At 69.7% G+C, this 18,418-nt stretch carries 18 protein-coding genes and 2 pseudogenes; 13 read left to right on the top strand and 7 right to left on the bottom strand.

From position 1 onward, the window contains the following. Window positions 1–2: 2 nt before the first annotated feature. Window positions 3–836, bottom strand: coding sequence for an alpha/beta fold hydrolase (locus ADK65_RS25990; protein ID WP_053673213.1), 834 nt, complete (start codon window positions 834–836; stop codon window positions 3–5). Window positions 837–878: 42 nt separating this feature from the next. Between ADK65_RS25990 and ADK65_RS39375 the strand changes: the two are divergent. After that, window positions 879–1,220, top strand: a pseudogene (locus ADK65_RS39375) (hypothetical protein); the annotation flags it as partial. Between the two features lie 75 nt (window positions 1,221–1,295). Here the strand turns inward: ADK65_RS39375 and ADK65_RS25985 are convergent. The 5 genes and pseudogenes from ADK65_RS25985 to ADK65_RS25975 form a co-directional block, all read right to left on the bottom strand. Next, window positions 1,296–2,873, bottom strand: coding sequence for an MFS transporter (locus ADK65_RS25985; protein WP_053673178.1), 1,578 nt, complete (start codon window positions 2,871–2,873; stop codon window positions 1,296–1,298). A 64-nt stretch (window positions 2,874–2,937) separates the two neighbouring features. Further along, on the bottom strand, window positions 2,938–3,411 hold the full coding sequence (locus ADK65_RS25980; protein ID WP_053673176.1) for a MarR family winged helix-turn-helix transcriptional regulator: 474 nt from the start codon (window positions 3,409–3,411) through the stop codon (window positions 2,938–2,940). 271 nt (window positions 3,412–3,682) lie between these two features. Next, window positions 3,683–3,844, bottom strand: coding sequence for a hypothetical protein (locus ADK65_RS39370; RefSeq protein ID WP_234352960.1), 162 nt, complete (start codon window positions 3,842–3,844; stop codon window positions 3,683–3,685). An 86-nt stretch (window positions 3,845–3,930) separates the two neighbouring features. Further along, window positions 3,931–4,230 (bottom strand): annotated as a pseudogene (locus tag ADK65_RS39990) (LLM class flavin-dependent oxidoreductase); the annotation flags it as partial. A 17-nt stretch (window positions 4,231–4,247) separates the two neighbouring features. Further along, window positions 4,248–5,426 (bottom strand): cytochrome P450, encoded by a 1,179-nt coding sequence (locus ADK65_RS25975; RefSeq protein WP_234352959.1) that lies wholly within the window; start codon window positions 5,424–5,426, stop codon window positions 4,248–4,250. Window positions 5,427–6,087: 661 nt separating this feature from the next. Between ADK65_RS25975 and ADK65_RS25970 the strand changes: the two genes are divergently transcribed. The 4 genes from ADK65_RS25970 (at window position 6,088) to ADK65_RS25955 (ending at window position 10,106) form a co-directional block, all read left to right on the top strand. Then, a complete protein-coding gene (locus ADK65_RS25970; RefSeq protein WP_053673172.1) occupies window positions 6,088–7,569 on the top strand; it encodes an aldehyde dehydrogenase family protein in 1,482 nt (493 codons plus the stop codon). Between the two features lie 61 nt (window positions 7,570–7,630). Then, window positions 7,631–8,821 (top strand): cytochrome P450, encoded by a 1,191-nt coding sequence (locus tag ADK65_RS25965; protein ID WP_053673171.1) that lies wholly within the window; start codon window positions 7,631–7,633, stop codon window positions 8,819–8,821. Then, entirely contained in the window at window positions 8,818–9,009 is a 192-nt protein-coding gene (locus ADK65_RS25960; RefSeq protein ID WP_078956142.1) for a ferredoxin, read from the top strand. The genes ADK65_RS25965 and ADK65_RS25960 overlap by 4 nt, the downstream gene beginning before the upstream one ends. Further along, window positions 9,006–10,106 carry an NAD(P)/FAD-dependent oxidoreductase gene (locus ADK65_RS25955; RefSeq protein ID WP_053673169.1) on the top strand — a complete coding sequence of 367 codons (1,101 nt, stop codon included), beginning with the start codon at window positions 9,006–9,008 and terminating at the stop codon, window positions 10,104–10,106. Before ADK65_RS25960 ends, ADK65_RS25955 begins: the two co-directional genes overlap by 4 nt. 135 nt (window positions 10,107–10,241) lie before the next feature. Here ADK65_RS25955 and ADK65_RS25950 read toward each other — a convergent pair whose 3' ends face one another. Continuing rightward, a complete protein-coding gene (locus ADK65_RS25950; protein ID WP_053673168.1) occupies window positions 10,242–11,195 on the bottom strand; it encodes a LysR family transcriptional regulator in 954 nt (317 codons plus the stop codon). Window positions 11,196–11,392: 197 nt separating this feature from the next. Here ADK65_RS25950 and ADK65_RS25945 point away from each other — a divergent pair, with 197 nt between their 5' ends. From ADK65_RS25945 to ADK65_RS25910, 8 genes are all read left to right on the top strand, one after another. Further along, the gene (locus ADK65_RS25945; protein WP_234352958.1) at window positions 11,393–12,928 is read left to right on the top strand and encodes a carotenoid oxygenase family protein; all 1,536 of its coding nucleotides are present in this window, start codon (window positions 11,393–11,395) and stop codon (window positions 12,926–12,928) included. Window positions 12,929–12,936: 8 nt separating this feature from the next. Then, on the top strand, window positions 12,937–13,593 hold the full coding sequence (locus ADK65_RS25940) for an MBL fold metallo-hydrolase (protein ID WP_053673164.1): 657 nt from the start codon (window positions 12,937–12,939) through the stop codon (window positions 13,591–13,593). Next, window positions 13,590–14,381 carry an SDR family NAD(P)-dependent oxidoreductase gene (locus tag ADK65_RS25935; RefSeq protein WP_053673162.1) on the top strand — a complete coding sequence of 264 codons (792 nt, stop codon included), beginning with the start codon at window positions 13,590–13,592 and terminating at the stop codon, window positions 14,379–14,381. Before ADK65_RS25940 ends, ADK65_RS25935 begins: the two co-directional genes overlap by 4 nt. A gap of 55 nt (window positions 14,382–14,436) precedes the next feature. Continuing rightward, window positions 14,437–15,045 (top strand): carboxymuconolactone decarboxylase family protein, encoded by a 609-nt coding sequence (locus ADK65_RS25930; RefSeq protein WP_053673159.1) that lies wholly within the window; start codon window positions 14,437–14,439, stop codon window positions 15,043–15,045. Beyond that, window positions 15,042–15,914, top strand: a complete 873-nt coding sequence (locus ADK65_RS25925) for a fumarylacetoacetate hydrolase family protein (RefSeq protein WP_053673157.1) — start codon at window positions 15,042–15,044, stop codon at window positions 15,912–15,914. Before ADK65_RS25930 ends, ADK65_RS25925 begins: the two co-directional genes overlap by 4 nt. Beyond that, window positions 15,911–16,759 (top strand): fumarylacetoacetate hydrolase family protein, encoded by an 849-nt coding sequence (locus ADK65_RS25920; RefSeq protein ID WP_053673156.1) that lies wholly within the window; start codon window positions 15,911–15,913, stop codon window positions 16,757–16,759. The genes ADK65_RS25925 and ADK65_RS25920 overlap by 4 nt, the downstream gene beginning before the upstream one ends. Window positions 16,760–16,770: 11 nt before the next feature. After that, window positions 16,771–17,556, top strand: coding sequence for an SDR family NAD(P)-dependent oxidoreductase (locus ADK65_RS25915; protein WP_053673154.1), 786 nt, complete (start codon window positions 16,771–16,773; stop codon window positions 17,554–17,556). 209 nt (window positions 17,557–17,765) lie between these two features. Beyond that, window positions 17,766–18,161 (top strand): SRPBCC family protein, encoded by a 396-nt coding sequence (locus tag ADK65_RS25910; protein ID WP_053673151.1) that lies wholly within the window; start codon window positions 17,766–17,768, stop codon window positions 18,159–18,161. Window positions 18,162–18,418: the final 257 nt, after the last annotated feature.

Raw genomic sequence — 18,418 nt, 5'->3', positions numbered from 1 at the left:
CCTCAGTGCGTGGGGGTGTCGGTGGTGGAGCCGAGGAACTGCGCGATCGCGTCCGCGACCCACTGCGGTTCCTCTTCCGGCAGCAGGTGACCGCCGTGCGGATGCACCAGCTCCTCGGCGCCCGGGATGTCGCGGGTGAAGTGCTGGCCGTCGATGCCGGCGCTGCGCAGCACGAGCGTGGGGGCCGCGATGCGGGGGATCAGTGCCGAACGGTCGGGCTGGTCGGTGTTGCAGAAGTCGACGAAGGCCGAGCGGTTCCCGGACCGGCTCATGAGCTGGTGGGCCCGGTCCACCATGGCGTCGTCCACGATCGTGGAGCGTGGGCCGACGTTCGAGCGCAGGTTGCGCTCGATGGCGCCGCGCGGCATCACGCGCCGCAAAACGGGGCGCAGGAGCGGGTTGCGGGCCAGGCGCATGCCCGTCGGCACCGCCTTCTCCGGGTAGCCGGTGGCATTGACCAGCACCAGGCCGGTCAGTCGCTCCGGGTGGTCCAGCGCGAGGTTCCAGGCGATGTTGCCGCCCAGGGAGTTGCCGGCCACCGCGTAGCGCGGCACGGCCAGCGTCTCCAGGAAGCCCGCCACCGTCGCGGCGTAGGCCGGGATGCGGTAGTCGCGGTCCGTACGCGGGCCGGTCAGGCCGAACCCCGGCAGGTCGGGGCGGATCACGTCGAAAGACTCCGACAGCAGGTCCGCCGCACGGTCGAAGTGCTGGAGCGACGACGCGCTGCCGTGCAGCAGCAAGAGCGCCGGCCCGTGCCCGGCGCGTTTGTAGTGCATCCGCAGCCCGTCCACCACGACGAACCGGGAATCGAGCTGCGGCTCAGACCAGGTACTCATAATGGATACACTGTTACCGATAAGTGGCTGTGTCAAGTGCAGATGTGTTGCGATGCTGTCGAGGACCGCAGGACCCTGGAGCTGTACGGCACCCTCCGCCCAGTTCCCGGCGCGCGCTCGCTCACGGAGCTGATCCGCTCCGGCGATGGACTCGACGTGCTCCTGCGCGCCGGAGCCGCCACGCTCTGCGTACCGTCGGGCAGCGAAGTCCTCGATGTCGACCTGGAGGTCACCGCCGTCATCGGTCGGCAGGGGCGGGACCTGACGCCGGAGCAGGCCGACGACCTGCGGTACCGCGAGATGCAGGTCGGCTGGGCCCGTGCAAGGCAGGGACGCGGCCGCCACCCTCGGCCCTACCTCGTCACCGCCGACGAACCGGAGCCCTGCATTCGCCACGCAACGAGTCCGGCCCCGCCGTTCATACGGCGAGGCCGAGATCTCAAGATCTTCATGTGCCTTCTAGGGCTGCTGCCGCCCGGTCACGCCCACGGCCGCCACCACCGCGCCCACGACGCACAGCACACCGGCGACCAGCACCGACGTATGCACGCCGTTCATGAACGCCTGGTGGCTTCCCTCGACCACGGCGGCCTTCAGCTGGGCCGGCATCTCACCCGAGACCGGCGCGACTCCCATCGCCACGGCGTCCTTCGCCTCACTCAGCCCCTGCGCAGCCTGGACCGGTACTCCTGCCCCGGTCAGTTCGCCGGTCAGGGTCGAGCCGACCCTGCTGCCGATGAGCGACACCAGCACCGAGGTACCGAGCGCGCCACCGATCTGGAGCGCGGTCGACTGGAGGCCGCCCGCCACCCCGCCGTCCTGCACCGGCGCGTTGCCGACGACGGCGTCGGACGAGGACGCCATCACCATGCCGACACCCAGACCGAGCGCGACGAACGGCGGCCACATGGCGGTGTACGACGACTCCGCGCTCCACCCCAGCATCGCGAAGCAGGCGACGGCCTGGAGCGCCATGCCGAGCGGCATGGTCAGACGCGGCCCGAACCGCGCTGTGAGCGCCGCGCCCAGCGGGGACGCCACGACCGAGGTGAGGCTCAGCGGCAGGGTGCGCACACCGGCCTCGACGGGGGAGAAACCGCGTACGTTCTGGAGGTAGAGCATGACGAAGAAGATCACACCGAGCAGCACGAAGAAGTTGAGCGCGGTGATGACGGTGCCGATGGTCAGTGCCGGGTTGCGGAACAGACGCATGGGCAGCAAAGGCGCGGCGGTCCGGGTCTCGTGGAGGCCGAAGAGCAGCAGGATCACCACACTCGCCGCCATCGAGCCCAGCGTGCCGCTCGAAAGCCAGCCCCACGTCTCGCCCTTGACGACGCCGAACACGACGGCGAGCAGCCCCAGCGCAAGCAGGACGACGCCGACGACGTCGAAGCTCTCGTCGGCGGCGGCGGCGTTCTTGCTCTGCGGCAGGACGACGGCGCTGAAGACGAGTGCGAGGACTCCGATGGGGGCGTTGATGTAGAAGACGGACTCCCAGTTCACGTGCTGGACGAGCAGTCCGCCGACGATGGGTCCGAGGGCGGTGGAGACCGAGGAGACCATCGCCCAGATACCGACGGCCATGCCGAACTTCCGCGGCGGGAACACGGCCCGCAGCATTCCCAGCGTGTTGGGCATCAGCAGGGCTCCGAAGAAGCCCTGCACAGCCCGGAAGGCTATGACGCCCTCGATGGACCCGACCAGCCCGATGGCGACGGACGCGAGGGTGAAGCCCGCGACGCCGACCAGATAGAAGGTGCGGCGGCCGAACCGGTCGCCGAGCTTGCCGCCGAGGATCAGCGCGGCGGCGAGGGCCAGCAGATAGGAGTTGGTCACCCACTGGAGATCGGCCGTCGAGGCGTTGAGGTCCCGGCCGATCTCGGGATTGGCGATCGAGACGACCGAGCCGTCGAGACCGACCATGAACAGGCCGAACGCGACGGCGATCAGGGTCAGCCAGGGTTTGGCCCGCGGGCCGCGCGGTCGGTCGGTGGTTGAGGGAGGAGTGGACAGATCGGTGGTGGTGATGGAGGGCATACGACAGTGCCTGTCTTCGTCGGAAAGTCCTGGATGCCGGAGCGACGACTTAGGGGCGCGCCACTCAGCGTGCGGGGCGGTGCAGCTGCTCGGTGAGTGATCGGAGCGCGCCCAACGCGGCGCCGAGGGCTTCCAGTTCGCCGTCGGTGAGCGAGCGCAGCGCGTGCCCGAGATGGGCCCCCATCAGGTCTGCGACCTCGGTGAGCCGCTGCTGGGCGGTGCGAGTGAGGTGCAGGTGCGCGATGCGCTTGTCGGCGGGGTCCTGCCGGCGTTCCAGCAGTCCCTGCTCGGTCATCTGGCTGACCAGCGCGCTGACGTTGTTCGGCTTCATGCGCAGCGCCTCGGCGGCCGCGCGCACGGTGACCCCGTCATGGGCCTCGACATGGCGCAGCAGCGCGAGCTGGGCCTCGGGGGGCTTGGGGTGCGGAAAGTCCAGCCCGACCTGCCGGTCGAGCGCCCGGTGCAGCGCGGGCAGGCATGCCGTGAGCGCAGCGGACACGTGATCGATGTCCTGCGCGGACGCGCTGTGCTGAGGCATGCCTCCAATATAGGTATACAGAGATAGCTATGTCAAAGGACTTAATCGATGGGCCCAGAGCGGGCACCCGTATGTGAGGCGAACTCGTCGACGGTCGCTCCGGACGCCGTGGCCGGACGAGCGGCAGGCGTTCGTATTGCCGGCATGCTTTCGTGGCGACTTCTACGACTGCCTGTCCGGACGCGGGGGCGCGCGGTTCGAGCAGGCCGCCGCATTGCCGGACACGGACGCATCGGTCACAACTGACGTGACGGCAGGTCGGACTCACTCATCACCCGGGTCGATCGATCTCTGCCTCACGCAGTCGGGGAACGACCTCGCGGCCGAACAACTCGTGGGTCCTGCGCAGCGCTTCCGGCTCGAAGATGTGGAAGCCGGCCAGGAAGTTGCCGACGCCAGAGGCCCGGCACTGGCGGATGATCTCGTCGGCCACCTGTGGGGGAGTGCCGTGGATGAGCTCCGCGTTCTCGGAGCGTCGGGCAGCTTCATGACATCGACGCGGAAGCGGTGAAGCTCGTCGACGGCCTCCCGGCCGAGTTGTGCGGCCCGGTCCCGGTCCGCCTCGTCCTCCACGAGCACGACCTTGCGGCGGACGGCGACCTGGTCCGGCCCCGTCGGCTGCCCCGCCGAGCGGGCACCCTCCCGATAGGCAGCGAACACCGGCGCCAGCTTCTCGACATCGGCGAAGCCACCGCACATCTTCAGCCCGCGTTCCCCGGCACGGCGGGCCGACGCCACGCTCGTCGCGGCGGTCCAGACCGGAGGTGCGGACCGCAGGAAGTGCGGCGTGAGCCGTACGGGACCAGCAGCCTGAGGGATTCGTCCTCGCGGCTCGCTCAGGTGACGATGCGGCAGGGCAGCTTGCCCAGTCCGTGCAGGGTGTTGTTCACGATGAACTCGGGCTTGCCGATCTCGAACCGGCGCACCCGCGCGAGCAGCGCTGTGAGGAGGGCGTGCGCCTCCAGCTTGGCCAGGTTCTGGCCGACACAGGCGTGGATGCCGACGCCGAACGTCAGATGGTCGGAGGGCTTCCGCGTGATGTCGAAGCGCTCCGGGTCGGCCCACTTGAGTTCGTCGCGGTTGGCGGAGGCGTACATGACGGCGACGCGATCGCCCGCGGGGATGGTGACGCCGTCGCACTCCCAGTCCCTCGTGGTCACCCTGCTGAAAACGGTGACCGGAGACGCGATGCGCAGAACCTCGAGGTAGGCGGCGGGCACCAGGGAAGGGTCGGCCCGCAGCGCGTCCCACTGGTCGGGGTGTTCGGCGAACAGCCGGACGGCGGCCGCCAGGGAGAGGATCGTGGTGTCCATGCCCGTGGCGAGGAACGCCATCATGAGGGTGACCGCGGCGGCCTCGTCGATCTCGCCCGAGTCGACCGCCTCCCAGACGCGGGCTCCGAGACCGCCCTCGGTCAGCCGGTCCCGGGCGGCGGTGGTGGTGACGTACTGCAGCAGAGCCTGCTGCTGTCGCATCGCGGCAGGTGTCCGCTCCCCCAGGGGACCCAGACCCTCGAAGGTGGAGGCGCCGAACTCGAGGAGCTGGTCGCGGCCTTCCTCGGGAAGACCGATGAGATCGGCGACGAACCTCGGAGTGAATGCCTCGGCGAGGTCGGACACCGCGTCGAACTCCGCACCGGCCGCCAAGCGGTCGACGATTTCCTCCGCCGCAGTGGTCACCGAGGGACCGAGGTCCCGCAGCGCCCGTGGCATCAGCATCCGGGAGAGGATGCCGCGCAGGGTGGTGTGGTGAGGCGGGTCGGAGGCCAGCACGCCGCCGGCCATCAGCTCGTTCATCCCGGCCCCGAAGCCCACTCCGGACGCGGAGCTGAACGTCTCGTGATCACGCAACGCGGCACTGACCTGCTCGTAGCGCGGCAACGCCCACGCGTCGAACCGGCTGAGCCGGACCACCGGTCCCGCATCCCGGAGGCGCGCATACACCGGATACGGATCGAGAAGCGTGGTGGTGGCGAAAAGGTCGACGTCGCTCGAGGGCAGGGTCGTTGGGGGCATCATTGGCTCCAGGGTCGACGGCCGCCGTGTCAGCCGGTGCGGCTGTCACGGTGTGCATCCGCTGTGAGTGCCGTGCTTTCTGCAGAAGTCCGCGTCATCTTCGGCTCGGGCGGTCCACGAGGAGGCCGGCCGCTTCACGCGAGACGCTCGCTGTTCCGTCGATGATGCCTAGCGGCACAGGCCGTGGTCCAACGCTGAATCGCGCACGCAATGATCGAAGGATTCGAATCGTCGATGTCCCACGCCATGGACCGCGCGGAGCGTGAGACGCTCTCCGGGCCGTCGTGCAAGGGTGTGAACCCGACGAACTGGCACTGATCGATCGTCACCTTCGATGGCTGCGTGCCAGCATCCGTGTTGGACTTCGTCGCCGGCTGAGCAGCATCATCAGCGAGGGACAGCAACAACAGACAGCGCCGCTCGACAACGGGCGAAGGGCGCCGACCACTCCGGCGTGCCCCGCTCGCAGTTTCTCGCCATCCACACAAAGGCATCCGCAGACATCGGCGTGGCCTGAGCCGTCCTCGCCGGTGGCGTCGCCGACAGCGGGCCCGGCCCTGTCATGCCCGACTGTCTCCCTGGGTGCGGAGACCCACCGCGTGGACCGGCGAACCCCGCATCGCGCCCGCGGTGCAACCTTCCCGGCAAAGGAGCCGCCCGCATGGCCATCACACATGAACTGCTGATCGACGGCAAAGAGCAGGCTGCGCAATCCGGCCGCACCATGCCCGTCATCAACCCCTCCACCGGCGCGATGTACGCCACCGTGGCCGCGGCCGGCGTCCAGGACGTCAGCAGCGCCGTCGACGCCGCCCACGCCGCGTTCGAGGACTGGGCGAGGACAGATCCGTTCACCCGTCGGGCGATCTTCGTCAACGCCGCCGACCTGATGGAGCAGCGGCGCGAGCAGGTCGTGGACCTGATGGCCGGTGAGGTGGGCGCGACCCGGCTGTGGGCCTCGTTCAACGTGACACTCGCCGCCACGATGCTGCGCGAGGCAGCCGCTCTGATCACCGCTCCCCGGGGCGAGGTGCTCACCACCCCGCACGAGGGCGCCCTCAGCCTGGCGGTGCGCGAACCCTTGGGCGTGGTAGCCGCGTTCTCGCCGTGGAACGCCCCCGTCATTCTCGGGACCCGCGCGGTAGCCGCCGCTCTCGCCGCCGGCAACACGGTCGTGTTGAAACCGAGCGAAGTGGCTCCTCTGTCCGCCGGACTCCTCATCGGGGAAGTGCTGCGTGATGCCGGACTGCCCGACGGGGTCCTCAACGTGATCACGAACGACCCCGCCGACGCTCCGCACATCGCCGAAGCCCTCATCGCCCACACGGCGGTATGCGCGGTGAACTTCACCGGCTCGACGCACATAGGCCGGATCATCGGCGAGCTTGCCGCTCGCCATCTCAAGCCCGCGCTCCTGGAGCTGGGCGGCAAGAACGCGGTCATCGTCCTGGACGACGCCGACGTCGACTACGCGGTCGACGCCGCCGCCTTCGCGGCGTTCATGAACTCCGGGCAGATCTGCATGTCCGCCGACCGGATCCTGGTGCACGAGTCGCTCGCCGAGGAGTTCACCGCCAAGTTCACGGCCAAGGTCGCCGCGCTGCCGTCCGGCGATCCCACCGACCCGGCCGCGGTGATCGGCCCGCTGGTCAACACGGACCCCGACCAGCGATGCGGGCTCTTCGCAGCACGGCGGATCGCCGCCCTGGTCGAGGACGCGGTCGCCAAGGGCGCCACCGTGCTCGTCGGCGGCGAGAACGAGGACGCCGTGCACCCTGCGACCGTCCTCAGCGCGGTCCCTGCCCACGCCGACCTGCACACCGCGGAGGCGTTCGGGCCGGTCTGTGTCGTCGACACCTTCGCCGACGACGACGAGGCCGTCGCGATGGCCAACGACACCGACCAGGGTCTGACCGCCGGCATCATCACGGAGAACGGCACGCACGGGCTCCGGGTGGCCCAAAGGCTGCGGACCGGCATCGTCCACATCAACGACCAGTCCGTCGCCGATGACCCTCAGGCGCCGTTCGGCGGTGTCAAGTCCTCCGGCTACGGCCGTTTCGGAGGCCGCTGGGGCATGGAGGCCTTCAGCAACACCCGTTGGATCACCCTCGCCACCCAGCACGCCTCCTACCCCTTCTGAAGGTCCGGCGAGGCGCCCGCCCCGCGCCGGCGCGCCGACCACACAGCGACAGGAACCAAGGATGATCTCGACCACCACACCCGTCTCCGATGTGGACATCTTCGACGACGAGGTGCTCAACGACCCGTACCCCGTCTACGAAGACCTGCGCGGTCTCGGGGCGGCGGTCTACCTGTCGCGCCACGACTGCTGGGTACTCCCGCGGTACGCGCAGGTGCGTGCGGCGTTGGGCGATCACGGGCGGTTCTCCTCGGTCGACAGTGTCGGTCTCGAACCGGCTCTGAACGAGCGGCGCCGGGGCGGAGTTCTCGCGTCGGACCCGCCGGAACACGAGGTGTTGCGCGGTGTCCTGTCCGAGAGCCTGGCGCCGCGCGCCCTCGCCAGGCTGCGGACGGACATCGGCCGCAGGGCCGGAGAACTCGTCGCCCCGCTCGTGGAGCGCAAGACCTTCGACGTGGTCCGGGACCTGGCCCGCGTCTTCCCCGTGAGTGTCGTCGCCGACCTGATCGGGATGCCCTTGGCGGCACGGGAGGAGGTGCTGCGGTTCGCCGACGCCTTCTTCAACACCTTCGGCCCGCTCAACGACCGCACCCGGCAATCCCTGCCGATCGCCGAGACGCTGTTCGACGAACTCGCCGCGATGATGAGCCGCGACAACCTCGAACCGGGCGGCTGGGGCGAGGCCGTCCACCGCGCCGCCGACCGAGGAGTGATCGGCGCGCATCAGGTCGTACCGCTGTTGCGGGCGTACCTCGTGGCGAGCATGGACACCACCATCAACGCGATCGGCAGCGGTCTGTGGCTGCTCGCGGAGAGACCCGAGGCGTGGCGGGCGCTGCGGAAGGACCGGAGCCTCGTGCCGTCGGTGTTCGAAGAGATCCTGCGCTACGAATCGCCCGTTCAGATGTTCTTCCGCAGGACCACCCGCCCCGTCGCGTACGAGGACGTGGTGATCCCGGAGCAGGCACAGGTAAGCCTGCTGTTCGGATCGGCGAACCGGGACTCCCGCAAGTGGACCGATCCGGACCGCTTCCAGGTCGACCGGAAGCCGATGGACCACGTCGGCTTCGGATACGGCGTCCACGGTTGCGCCGGCCAGGGGCTGGCGCGCATCGAGGCGCAGGCGGTCTTCTCCGCGCTGCTTGATCGTGTCGACCGCATCGAACTCGCCGGCCCGCCGCGCCGGCACCTGAACAACGTGATCCGCGGGCTGGACAGCCTGCCGGTCACCGTAACCACCGGAAGGTTGTGACCGTGAGCATCGAAATCGTTCCTGGCCGTTGTGAGGGGCACGCTGTGTGCGAGGCCGTCGCACCGGAGGTGTTCCAGGTGGACGACGACGGAATGGTGCAGTTGGTCCCCGGCGGTGAGCACGACGACGCAACCGCCCTCGCGGCGGTGCGTTCCTGCCCTGTCGCGGCCCTGCGGGCGACGTCATGAAGCGGATCGTCGTCGTGGGTGGCTCGATCGCCGCGGTGACCGCCGCGAGCTGGCTGCGTGTGCGGGGTTTCGACGGGACGGTCACGCTCCTGAGTGCGGAGACGGAGCAGCCCTACACCCGGGTTCCCCTGTCCAAGAGCGTGCTGTCCGGCGAGGCGACGGACGCCTCCACCGCACTGCCGCCCCTCGACGACAGCGTCGTGCTGCGGCTCGGGGCCCGGGCCGTCTCGCTGGACACCAGGGCACGCCGGGTGATCCTCGACAGCGGCGAGCCGGTGCCCTACGACGGTCTCGTGATCGCCACAGGGGCGCGGGCCCGGCGGCTGAGCCCTCGCGGCATGTCGGGAGAACGGGTGCTGCGCACACTCGCCGACTGCGCGGCGCTGCGCGAGGACCTGAGGCGCGCTCGCAGCGTCCTGGTGGTCGGAGCCGGGCTGCTGGGCATGGAGATCGCATCGACGTGCCGGACTCTCGGCCTGGAGGTCACGGTGGTCGACCGGGACCCGCCGCTGCGCCGGGTGCTCGGGCCGGTGCTCGCCGAGATGATCACGAGTGCCGCGCGTGAGTACGGAGTGGTGCTCAGGACGGTGCCCTGCGGCGTCCGGCTGGTCGGATCCCACACGCTGGAGGGCGTCGACGCCGACGGTGACCTTCTCACAGCCGACGTGATCGTGTCGGCGGTCGGGGACGTACCCGCCGTCGACTGGCTCACCGGTTCCGGCCTGACACTCGACCGCGGTGTGGTCACCGACTCTCGCGGCCGCGTCGCGGACGGCATCGTCGCGGCGGGGGATGCGGCGGTGGTCCGTGGGACGTGCCGCCGTCCGCACTGGACCAACGCGGTGGAGCAGGCGCGGGTGGCCGCGGCCGCACTGCTGGGAGAGGACGTGGCCGGGGCTTCGCTTCCCTCGTACTTCTGGACCAACCAGTTCGGCGTCGAGGCGAAGGTCGCAGGGGAGCCGGCTGAACTCGGTGAACCGGATCGGGTCGATGCCGACGGCAGTTCCTTGCTTCTGCGCTGGTCGGCCGGCGCGGCGGCGACGGTGAACCACACGATGCCGGTCCGCAAGCTCCGGCAGCTGGCCTCCGCCCCGTGACGGTCGTGCGTGTGAGCACGGGCGGTGCAGAAGACGGTCACCTCGCGGCCGTACAGGACGAACGAGCGCGAGAGGCCGTAGAAACCGCCGGTCACTGCCGCCGGGGGCCCGTCCGACGGCCCGGACAGCAGCCCGTCACCGCTCGCCGGGCTCGGCCGAACCCGGCACCTCCTCCAACCCGAGTGCCCCCGGCCCGGGCAGGCGGGTGAGCGCGAGACGCAGGAACGCCTGCGCGGCCGGAGAGGCCGGAGCGGGGTCGCGATGGGCGAGGGCCAGCGGCTGGAGCGCCTGCGGGTCGTCGAGGCGCAGGACGCAGTCGGCGTGATCGCCCGGGATGACCGCGTCGGCCACCGGCCGGGGCACGATGGTGACTCCGATGCCCTCCAACGCAAGTGAGGCGAGGTCTCCCGCGCTGCGCAACGCGCAGACACTGCGGCGGCGGGCGCGCGCCCGGTCGAACGCGGCGTCCACCTGCATGCGCAGTCCGGTGTCCGGGCTGCATTCGAGGAAGCGCTCGTCGGCCAGTTCGCCCAGATCCATGACGCCGGTTCCGCGCAGCCGGTGCCTGCGGCCCACGACGGCCACGAGCGGCGCCAGACGCAGCAGGTGGTACGCGATGCCCTGGGGCAACTGCGGTTCGTGCAGGGCGATCACGGCGACTTCGAGTTCGCCGGTCAGGAGCTGCGTGGCGGCTTCCACACCGTCCGCGTCGGAGACGGTCACCTCAACCGCGGGGTACGCCTCCTGATACTCCCGCAGCAGGCCGAGATGGTCGATCTTCCCGGCCGTGAGCGGCAGCGAACCGATGCGCAACCGTCCTCGCACAGGCCCGTCGAGCGAGGCGATCTCGGCCTGCATCTCCTGGACCGCCTGGAGCACCCGTCGCGCGCAGGCGACGAAGGTCTGGCCCGCGTGGGTCAACCGGACGCTGCGGCTCGTCCGTTCGAAAAGCCGGGCACCGACCTCCCGCTCGAGCTGGGTGATCTGGTGGCTGAGCCCGGACTGACCGATGCGGCAGCGCGCCGCGGCCCGGGTGAAGTTGAGCTCGTCGGCGATGGCCACCGCGTACTCCATCTGCCGCAGATCCATCGCATTCTCCGATCGTTTCGTGCGTGTTTCAGTGTTGGACGCCGATGACATCCCGAGGACATGATGGTCAGCACCAGCCGATCAGCACGGTTTCATCAGATTCCGCTGCGCCTCTTCTCGCAACAGAGCGCCGCCGGCCGACGAATCAATCAATCAAATCCTTCGCTTGATCCGACCTTGCCACAAGGGAGAGAGCCATGGCCACTGCAACGACGCAGTCCGACGGGACACCCGGGCAGAAGCCCGTGGGCACCCAGCCGCCTCCGGAAACGATGCAGTTCCCGGACACGCGGCACTTCCAGGGGTTCTTCGCTCCGTCGCGGATCGAGGCGGACGTATACGACCTGGAGGTCGAGGGCCGTATACCCCCCGAGCTGAACGGTGCCTTCTATCGCGCCGCCGCCGACACCCAGTACCCGCCGCGGTTCGCGAACGACGTGTACATCAACGGCGACGGCATGATCCACATGGTGCGGTTCGACAACGGACACGCGGATCTCAAGACGCGCTACGTCCGCACCCAGCGCTTCCAGCTCGAACGCCAGGCGCGCCAGGCCCTGTTCGGCGCCTACCGCAACCCCTACACCGACGACCCCTCCGTCGCCGGCATCGACGACAGCAACGCCAACACCGCGATCGTCTGGCACGCGGGCAAGCTTCTCGCACTCAAGGAGGCGGCCCTTCCGTACGAGCTGGATCCGGCCACACTGGAGACGAAGGGCGTCTACGACTTCTCCGGCCAGATCCCGGGCCGTACCTTCACCGTGCACCCCAAGCACGATCCGCGCACCGGCGAACTGATGGCCTTCGCCTACAACGCGAGCGGTCTGCCCGACAAGCAGATCCACATCTACGAGATCGCCGCGGACGGCAAGGTCACCCGGACCCAGACCTTCGAGGTGCCGTACTCGTCGATGGTGCACGACTGGCTGGTCACCCGGGACCACCTGGTCTTCACGATCTCGCCCATGGTGGCCGACCCGGAGCAGCTGAAGACGGAGGAGCAGTACTTCGTCTGGGACCCGAACCGGGAGACCTACGTCGCGATCATCCCCCGCGACGAGGGCGTGAGCGGCATCAAGTGGTTCCGCAGCGAGCGGCTCCTGGAGACGCACACCCTGAACGCCTGGACGGACGGCGACACCCTCGTCGGCGACCACTTCACCACCAAGTCCGGCTGGTTCTCCCAGTTCCCCAAGACGACCGCCGGCTTCCTGCCCGAACAGCCGCCGTTCCTGCACCGCTGGACCTTCGACCTCACCCAGGGCGCCGCCCACTGGGACGACGCCACCGACACCTACCGCAGCGAGAAGCTCCTTTCCTCGCCCGGTGACATGCCCCGGGTCGACCCCCGCGTGCTGATGGAGAAGAACCGGCACTCCTGGGTCGGTGGCATGCACCCCGATGTGCCGATGGCCGCGATCGGCCCCATGGGCCCGCCGTTCAACTCCCTCATCCACCGCGACGACCACACCGGCGCGACGGACTTCTGGACCCCGGGCGAGCACTCCGCGCCCGAGGAGCCCGTATTCGTACCCAAGTCGGCGGACGCCGCCGAGGGCGACGGCTATCTGCTGGCGCTGGTCGGCCGGCGCGATCAGATGCGGCACGACCTGGTCGTCCTCGACGCCCTCGACATCGCCGCCGGCCCGATCGCCACCGTGAAGATCCCCTTCCGGCTCCGGTACGGCTTCCACGGCACCTGGGTGCCCGCCGACGAACTGGGAAAGTGAGCAGACCCATGCGACTCACCAGGCGCGGCCACGCCTGCGTCCGGCTGGAGCAGGACGGCGTCGTCATCGTCATCGACCCCGGCAATTACTCCGACCCGCACGCGCTCGACGGTGCCCACGCCGTGCTCGTGACCCACGAGCATGTGGACCACTTCGCCGAGCCCGTGCTGCGCGCGGCAGCCGAAGCCGACCCCGGCCTGCGGATCTGGGCCGACCGGGCCGTGGCGGACCAGCTTGCCGGGCTCGGCGGCGGCCGGGTCACCGTGGTCGGTGACGGGGACGCCTTCGACATCGAAGGCATCGGCGTCGAGGTGCACGGAGAACTGCATGCCGTGGTCCATCCGGACCTGCCGCGGGTCACCAACGTCGGCTTCCTCGTAGGGGACACCGACACAGCCACCGTCTTCCACCCGGGCGACGCCTTCACCGTCCCCACGCGCCCGGTGGACACGCTCCTGTTGCCCGTCCACGGCCCGTGGTCCAAGACGGGCGAAGTCATCGACTACGCCCGGGAGATCAGACCGCGCAGCGCATTGTCCATCCACGACGGCGGTCTCAGCGAGAGCGGGAACGCACTGGCGGACAACATGCTGCAGATGTGCCTGCGGGACGTCGGGGCCGACTACCAGCGGGTGGCGGCCGGGGCCGGAATCGAGCTCACGTGACGGCTTCTTCGAGACAGACACACAGGCCGCCCGCCGGGTGGCTCGGCCTTGAGGGCTGCCGCGCGCTCGTCATCGGGGCCGGCGGACTGGGCACCGCCTGCGTCCGGGGCCTGGCGGAAGCGGGAGCACGGCTGACGGTCGTCGACGCGGACGAGGCCCGCCTCAAGGCCCTGCGCGACGATCCGGACTGCGGGGCCGCCGTCGTACGGACACTCACCGCGGACCTGACGTCGTCCGAGGCCTGCGAACGGGCGGTCGCCACGGCGGCCCGCCAACTCGGTGGCCTGGACGTGCTGGTACACGCCGTGGGCACCAACGACCGCCGTCCCGTGGTGGACACACCGGACGAGGTGTGGGACCGGATCATCACCCTGAACCTTTCGACGGCGTTCTGGGCCGGACGCGCCGCCGGCCGGCTGATGCGCGAGGCCGGCCACGGCAGCATGGTGTTCTTCTCCTCCGTTTCCTCCCTGCTCGCGCACCGCCACCACGGCCCGTACGCGGCGTCGAAGGGCGGCCTCGACCAGCTGGTGAAGGTCATGGCCCGGGAATGGGCCGCCGAAGGGGTCACCGTCAACGCCGTCGCCCCTGGCTACACGGAGACCGAGCTGACCCGCGCCTACCTCGCGAAGCCCGGCATGCGTGAGGAGATGACCGGCCTGGTCCCCGCCGGACGCCTGGGGCAGCCGGAGGACGTGGTCGGAGCCGTGCTGTTCCTGGCCTCCGCTCGCGCCTCGTATGTCACCGGACAGGTGCTCTACGTGGACGGCGGCCGCACGCTCGTCTGAGCTTCCGACTCCTTCGGCCCCCCGACACCCTGGATCTGCCTCGAAGGGAGCGCGGATGACCGCACGCCTTGCCGGACTGCTGCCCGGCGAACTGGACGAGCAGCAGAGCGAGGTCTACCGGACCATCACAGCAGGCCCCCGGGCCGCGGGACCACAGGCGTTCGCCCTCGTCGACGAGGGGGGCCGGCTGCGCGGACCGTTCAACGCCATGCTGCTGAGCCCGCCCGTCGGGCTGGCCGTCCAGGCGGTCGGGGCGGCGGTGCGCTATGAGTCGGTCCTGACCGACCGGGTCCGCGAGATGGCCATCCTGGTCGTCGCCGCCCATTGGGGGAGTGCCTTCGAGTGGGCGGCGCACGAGGCCGTGGGCCGGGCGCACGGCCTCACTGAACCCGAACTGCACGCCCTGCGCTCGGGAGGACTGCCGAACCTGCCGGACCCGGCCGAGCGGACGGCGCTGTCCGCGACCGCCGCGCTGACCCGAACCGGCGCGCTGAGCGACAGCGAGTACTACGACACGGTGGCCGCGTGGGGAGAGCGAGGCCTGTTCGAACTCACGGCCCTGGTCGGCTACTACGCCCTGCTCGCCCTGCAGTTGCGCGTCTTCGCGGGAGAAGAGCCCGCAGATCCCTGCGACCCACCCCAGACCGAAAGCGGTACACGATGAAGCTGGTCACGTTCGACGACGGACGCGTAGGAAGGCTCGAACTCGAAGAGCGGCTGGTGCTTCCACTGGAAGTGGCCAGTACGCGGGAGTACTTCGAGCGTGAGGGCCTGGTCGCGGAGACAGGGGACCGCCTGGCCCTGGACGACGTGACGCTGCGCGCGCCGATCGTGCCGAAGAAGTTCTTCCACACCTCCGGCAACTTCCGTGAACACGAGGACGAGTCGAAGAACGTCGACTGGTCGCACCCCATGCACAAGGGCATCGTCTTCTTCCAGAACGTCGACGCGATCGTCGGCCCCGACGAGCCGGTGATCCACCCCGAGCACCTGACGAGCGAACTCGACTACGAGCTGGAGATTGCCGTCGTCATCGGCAAACCGGGCAAGTTCTTCGGCGTGGACGACGCTCCCGAGCACATCGCCGGCTACGTCGTCTTCAACGACATCACCGCCCGCGACATCCAGCGCCGTGAGATGGAGTCGGGCGTCTTCTCCTTCTGCAAGGCCATCGACACCTTCTGCCCCGTCGGCCCGTACATCGTGACCGCCGACGAGATCCCCGACCCGCAGAACCTCGACATGGAACTGAGGGTCAACGGCGTCGTCCGGCAGAAGTCCAACACCAACCGGATGTCGGTCTCCATCCCGCATCTGGTCGCCTACCACTCCCCGCAGGGCTACAGCGCGGGCGACCTGATCACCACCGGCACGGTGCAGGGCGTCGCCGGCTTCAGCGGCGATCCCGACATGTACCTCAAGCCCGGTGACGTCGTCGAGGCGGAGGTCGAACGGCTCGGCGTCCTGCGCAACCCCATCGTCAGCTGGGAGCAGGGCCACGGAACGCCTGTACCGAAGAAGGTGGACTGGTGAGACTCGGCGTCATCGACGGGCGGGCCGTCGTGGTCCGCGGTGACCGGGCCGCGGATGTCCGATGGGCCTCGAAGGGACGGTTGCCCACCGACCCGATGCCCCTGCTGGAGGAGTGGCCCCGGCTGCGCGAGTGGGCGGCCGGACTGGCCGACGGGGCGTTCGACATCCCCGTCGATCCGACCGCACTGGGCGCGCCGGTGCCGCGCCCCCGGCAAGTGTTCGCCATCGCCCTCAACTACCCGCCGCATGCCGCGGAAGCCGGCTTCACCCCGCCCGACGAGCCCCTCGTCTTCACCAAGTTCCCGGCCTGCGTCACCGGCCCGCACACCACGGTGGCCCTCCCGGCGGGCAAGGTGGACTGGGAGGTCGAACTCGTCGCCGTCATCGGGCGGGAGACGTACCGGGCGAGCGAGGACCAGGCCTGGGAGGCTGTCGCCGGTCTGACCGTCGGCCAGGACCTCTCCGAACGCGTCACACAACTGCGAGGCAAACCCGCTCAGTTCAGTCTCGGCAAGTCGTATACGGGCTTCGGCCCCACCGGGCCGGTCCTCATCACCCCGGACGAGTTCGACGACCCCGACGACCTGGAGATCACCGGGCTGCTCAACGGTGTGCCCGTCCAGCACGATCGCACCAAGTCCATGATCTTCCCGGTGCCGGAGCTCGTCGCCCGCCTGTCGGCCGTAGTGCCGCTGTTCCCAGGCGATCTGGTCTTCACCGGCACCCCGGCCGGGGTCGGCAACCGGATGGATCCGCCCCGATATCTCACCGAGGGCGACGAACTCGTCAGCCGTATCGAGGGCATCGGCGAGATCCGGCAGCGCTTCACGGCCGTACACCTCTGAAGGGACGTCCCATGACAGAGCAGAGCATTCCCCGCCGCTTCGACGGCCGTACCGTCCTGGTCACCGGTGCCGGCACCGGCTACGGCGCCGAGATCGCCGTCCGCGCCGCCCAGGAGGGCGCCCGCGTCGCCGTCCACTATCGCAACTCCGCGGCCGGAGCCGACACAACGGTCGCCCGGATCAAGGAGGCCGGCGGCGATGCGTTCACCGTGCAGGCCGACATCGCCGTCCACGCCGACGTCATCCGCATGGCCGAGGAGGTGTTCGGCCACTTCGGCGGCCTGGACGTGCTGGTGAACAACGTCGGCGACGTCGCGGGCGACCAGATGTCCTGGCGGGAACTCACCGAGGAGTCCATCGACCACGTCCTCGCGGTGGACATCAAGGGAACGATGCTGTGCGTCCACGAGTTCGGCTCAAGGATGCTGGAGCAGGGCCACGGAGCGATCGTCAACATCGGCTCCACCGTGATCGTGCGCGGCAGCGCCCGCGCTCCGCAGTACGCCGCCGCGAAGTACGGCATCCTCGGGATCACCAAGTCCTACGCCCAGGCGTTCGCCCCCGCCGTGCGGGTCAACACCTTCGCCCCCGGTTTCATCGAGACCGAGATGCTCCTCAGCCGCGCGGACTGGAAGTCCGGCCGCCGCGAGGACATGATCGCCAAGACCCCGATGGGGCGCATCCCGGGCCCCGCCGAACTCGCGGGCACCGCCCTCTTCCTCGCCACCGACGACGCCGCCCACATGACCGGCGCCTACCTCAACGCCGACGGCGGCTTCAACATGATCGGCGCCTGACCCGCGTCCTGACCGGCGGTGGCAGGCCGCGCGGGCCTTGTATCCGGCGACCGTGTCGACCGATCTGCACGAGCATGCGGAACTGCACCACGCCGTAGCCGGCACGCAGGCACCCTTCGGCGATCCACAAAGCGCTCCCGCCACCGCTTTCGATCCTGCCGGGTACTGCCCCTGCCCAAAGCCGTCATCACCACCATCAGGGAGTCCCTATGGCAACGTTCCGCTTCGACACCCGAGTCGCACAGGACCCCGACCGAGTCTGGGCCGTCCTCACCGACGTGAGCAAGATTCCGCAGTGGTTCCCGGCCGTACAGGAGGCCCACTTCGACGGCACCCACCGCCACCTGACCACGCCCGAGGGCACGCTGAAGTCCCTCGTGGTGACGAAGGACGACGCGCTGCGCCGCTTCCAGTACCGGTTCGTCGCGGGCATGCCCCAGCCGATCGACTTCCACCTGGGCACCATCGACGTGCTTCCCGACGTGGACGGCTCACGCGTGGTCTACAGCCAGGAGATCCTTCCCGAGGCCCTGGCGCCCATCGTCGAGCGAGCCGTGAGTGAGGGGATCGCGGGCATCGCCCGGTACTTCGCCGCACACCCCTGACGCGCCGGGGGCGCACGAGGTGCGAGCCGGGCCTACGGTGACACAGCGGAATACTCAGGTGCGGGCCGGGTCAGGTGACCCGGCCCGCCTCCCTGTACCGGGCGGGCCTCCGAGTCACCGGACCTGTCCGCCGAGAGGGGTGGCCGGTGAGGCGGGGCCGGGGAGGGGGCGTCGGGCGACCTCGTGGGCGTCGTCCGGTGGGACGCCCAGCATGCGCAGGACCATCTCGGCGAGGTTCACCGCGGCTTCGTCGCCGT

The sequence above is a fragment of the Streptomyces sp. NRRL B-1140 genome (genome assembly GCF_001280065.1).
Lineage (GTDB): Bacteria > Actinomycetota > Actinomycetes > Streptomycetales > Streptomycetaceae > Streptomyces.
This window is presented reverse-complemented; position numbering and strand designations above follow the sequence as displayed.

Excerpts from the sequence above, each read along its gene's own strand:
- ADK65_RS25990 (WP_053673213.1), bottom strand. The coding sequence starts at position 836 with ATGAGTACCTGGTCTGAGCCGCAGCTCGATTCCCGGTTCGTCGTGGTG.
- ADK65_RS25985 (WP_053673178.1), bottom strand. The coding sequence starts at position 2,873 with ATGCCCTCCATCACCACCACCGATCTGTCCACTCCTCCCTCAACCACC.
- ADK65_RS25980 (WP_053673176.1), bottom strand. The coding sequence starts at position 3,411 with ATGCCTCAGCACAGCGCGTCCGCGCAGGACATCGATCACGTGTCCGCT.
- ADK65_RS25975 (WP_234352959.1), bottom strand. The coding sequence starts at position 5,426 with ATGCCCCCAACGACCCTGCCCTCGAGCGACGTCGACCTTTTCGCCACC.
- ADK65_RS25970 (WP_053673172.1), top strand. The coding sequence starts at position 6,088 with ATGGCCATCACACATGAACTGCTGATCGACGGCAAAGAGCAGGCTGCG.
- ADK65_RS25965 (WP_053673171.1), top strand. The coding sequence starts at position 7,631 with ATGATCTCGACCACCACACCCGTCTCCGATGTGGACATCTTCGACGAC.
- ADK65_RS25955 (WP_053673169.1), top strand. The coding sequence starts at position 9,006 with ATGAAGCGGATCGTCGTCGTGGGTGGCTCGATCGCCGCGGTGACCGCC.
- ADK65_RS25950 (WP_053673168.1), bottom strand. The coding sequence starts at position 11,195 with ATGGATCTGCGGCAGATGGAGTACGCGGTGGCCATCGCCGACGAGCTC.
- ADK65_RS25945 (WP_234352958.1), top strand. The coding sequence starts at position 11,393 with ATGGCCACTGCAACGACGCAGTCCGACGGGACACCCGGGCAGAAGCCC.
- ADK65_RS25940 (WP_053673164.1), top strand. The coding sequence starts at position 12,937 with ATGCGACTCACCAGGCGCGGCCACGCCTGCGTCCGGCTGGAGCAGGAC.
- ADK65_RS25930 (WP_053673159.1), top strand. The coding sequence starts at position 14,437 with ATGACCGCACGCCTTGCCGGACTGCTGCCCGGCGAACTGGACGAGCAG.
- ADK65_RS25925 (WP_053673157.1), top strand. The coding sequence starts at position 15,042 with ATGAAGCTGGTCACGTTCGACGACGGACGCGTAGGAAGGCTCGAACTC.
- ADK65_RS25915 (WP_053673154.1), top strand. The coding sequence starts at position 16,771 with ATGACAGAGCAGAGCATTCCCCGCCGCTTCGACGGCCGTACCGTCCTG.
- ADK65_RS25910 (WP_053673151.1), top strand. The coding sequence starts at position 17,766 with ATGGCAACGTTCCGCTTCGACACCCGAGTCGCACAGGACCCCGACCGA.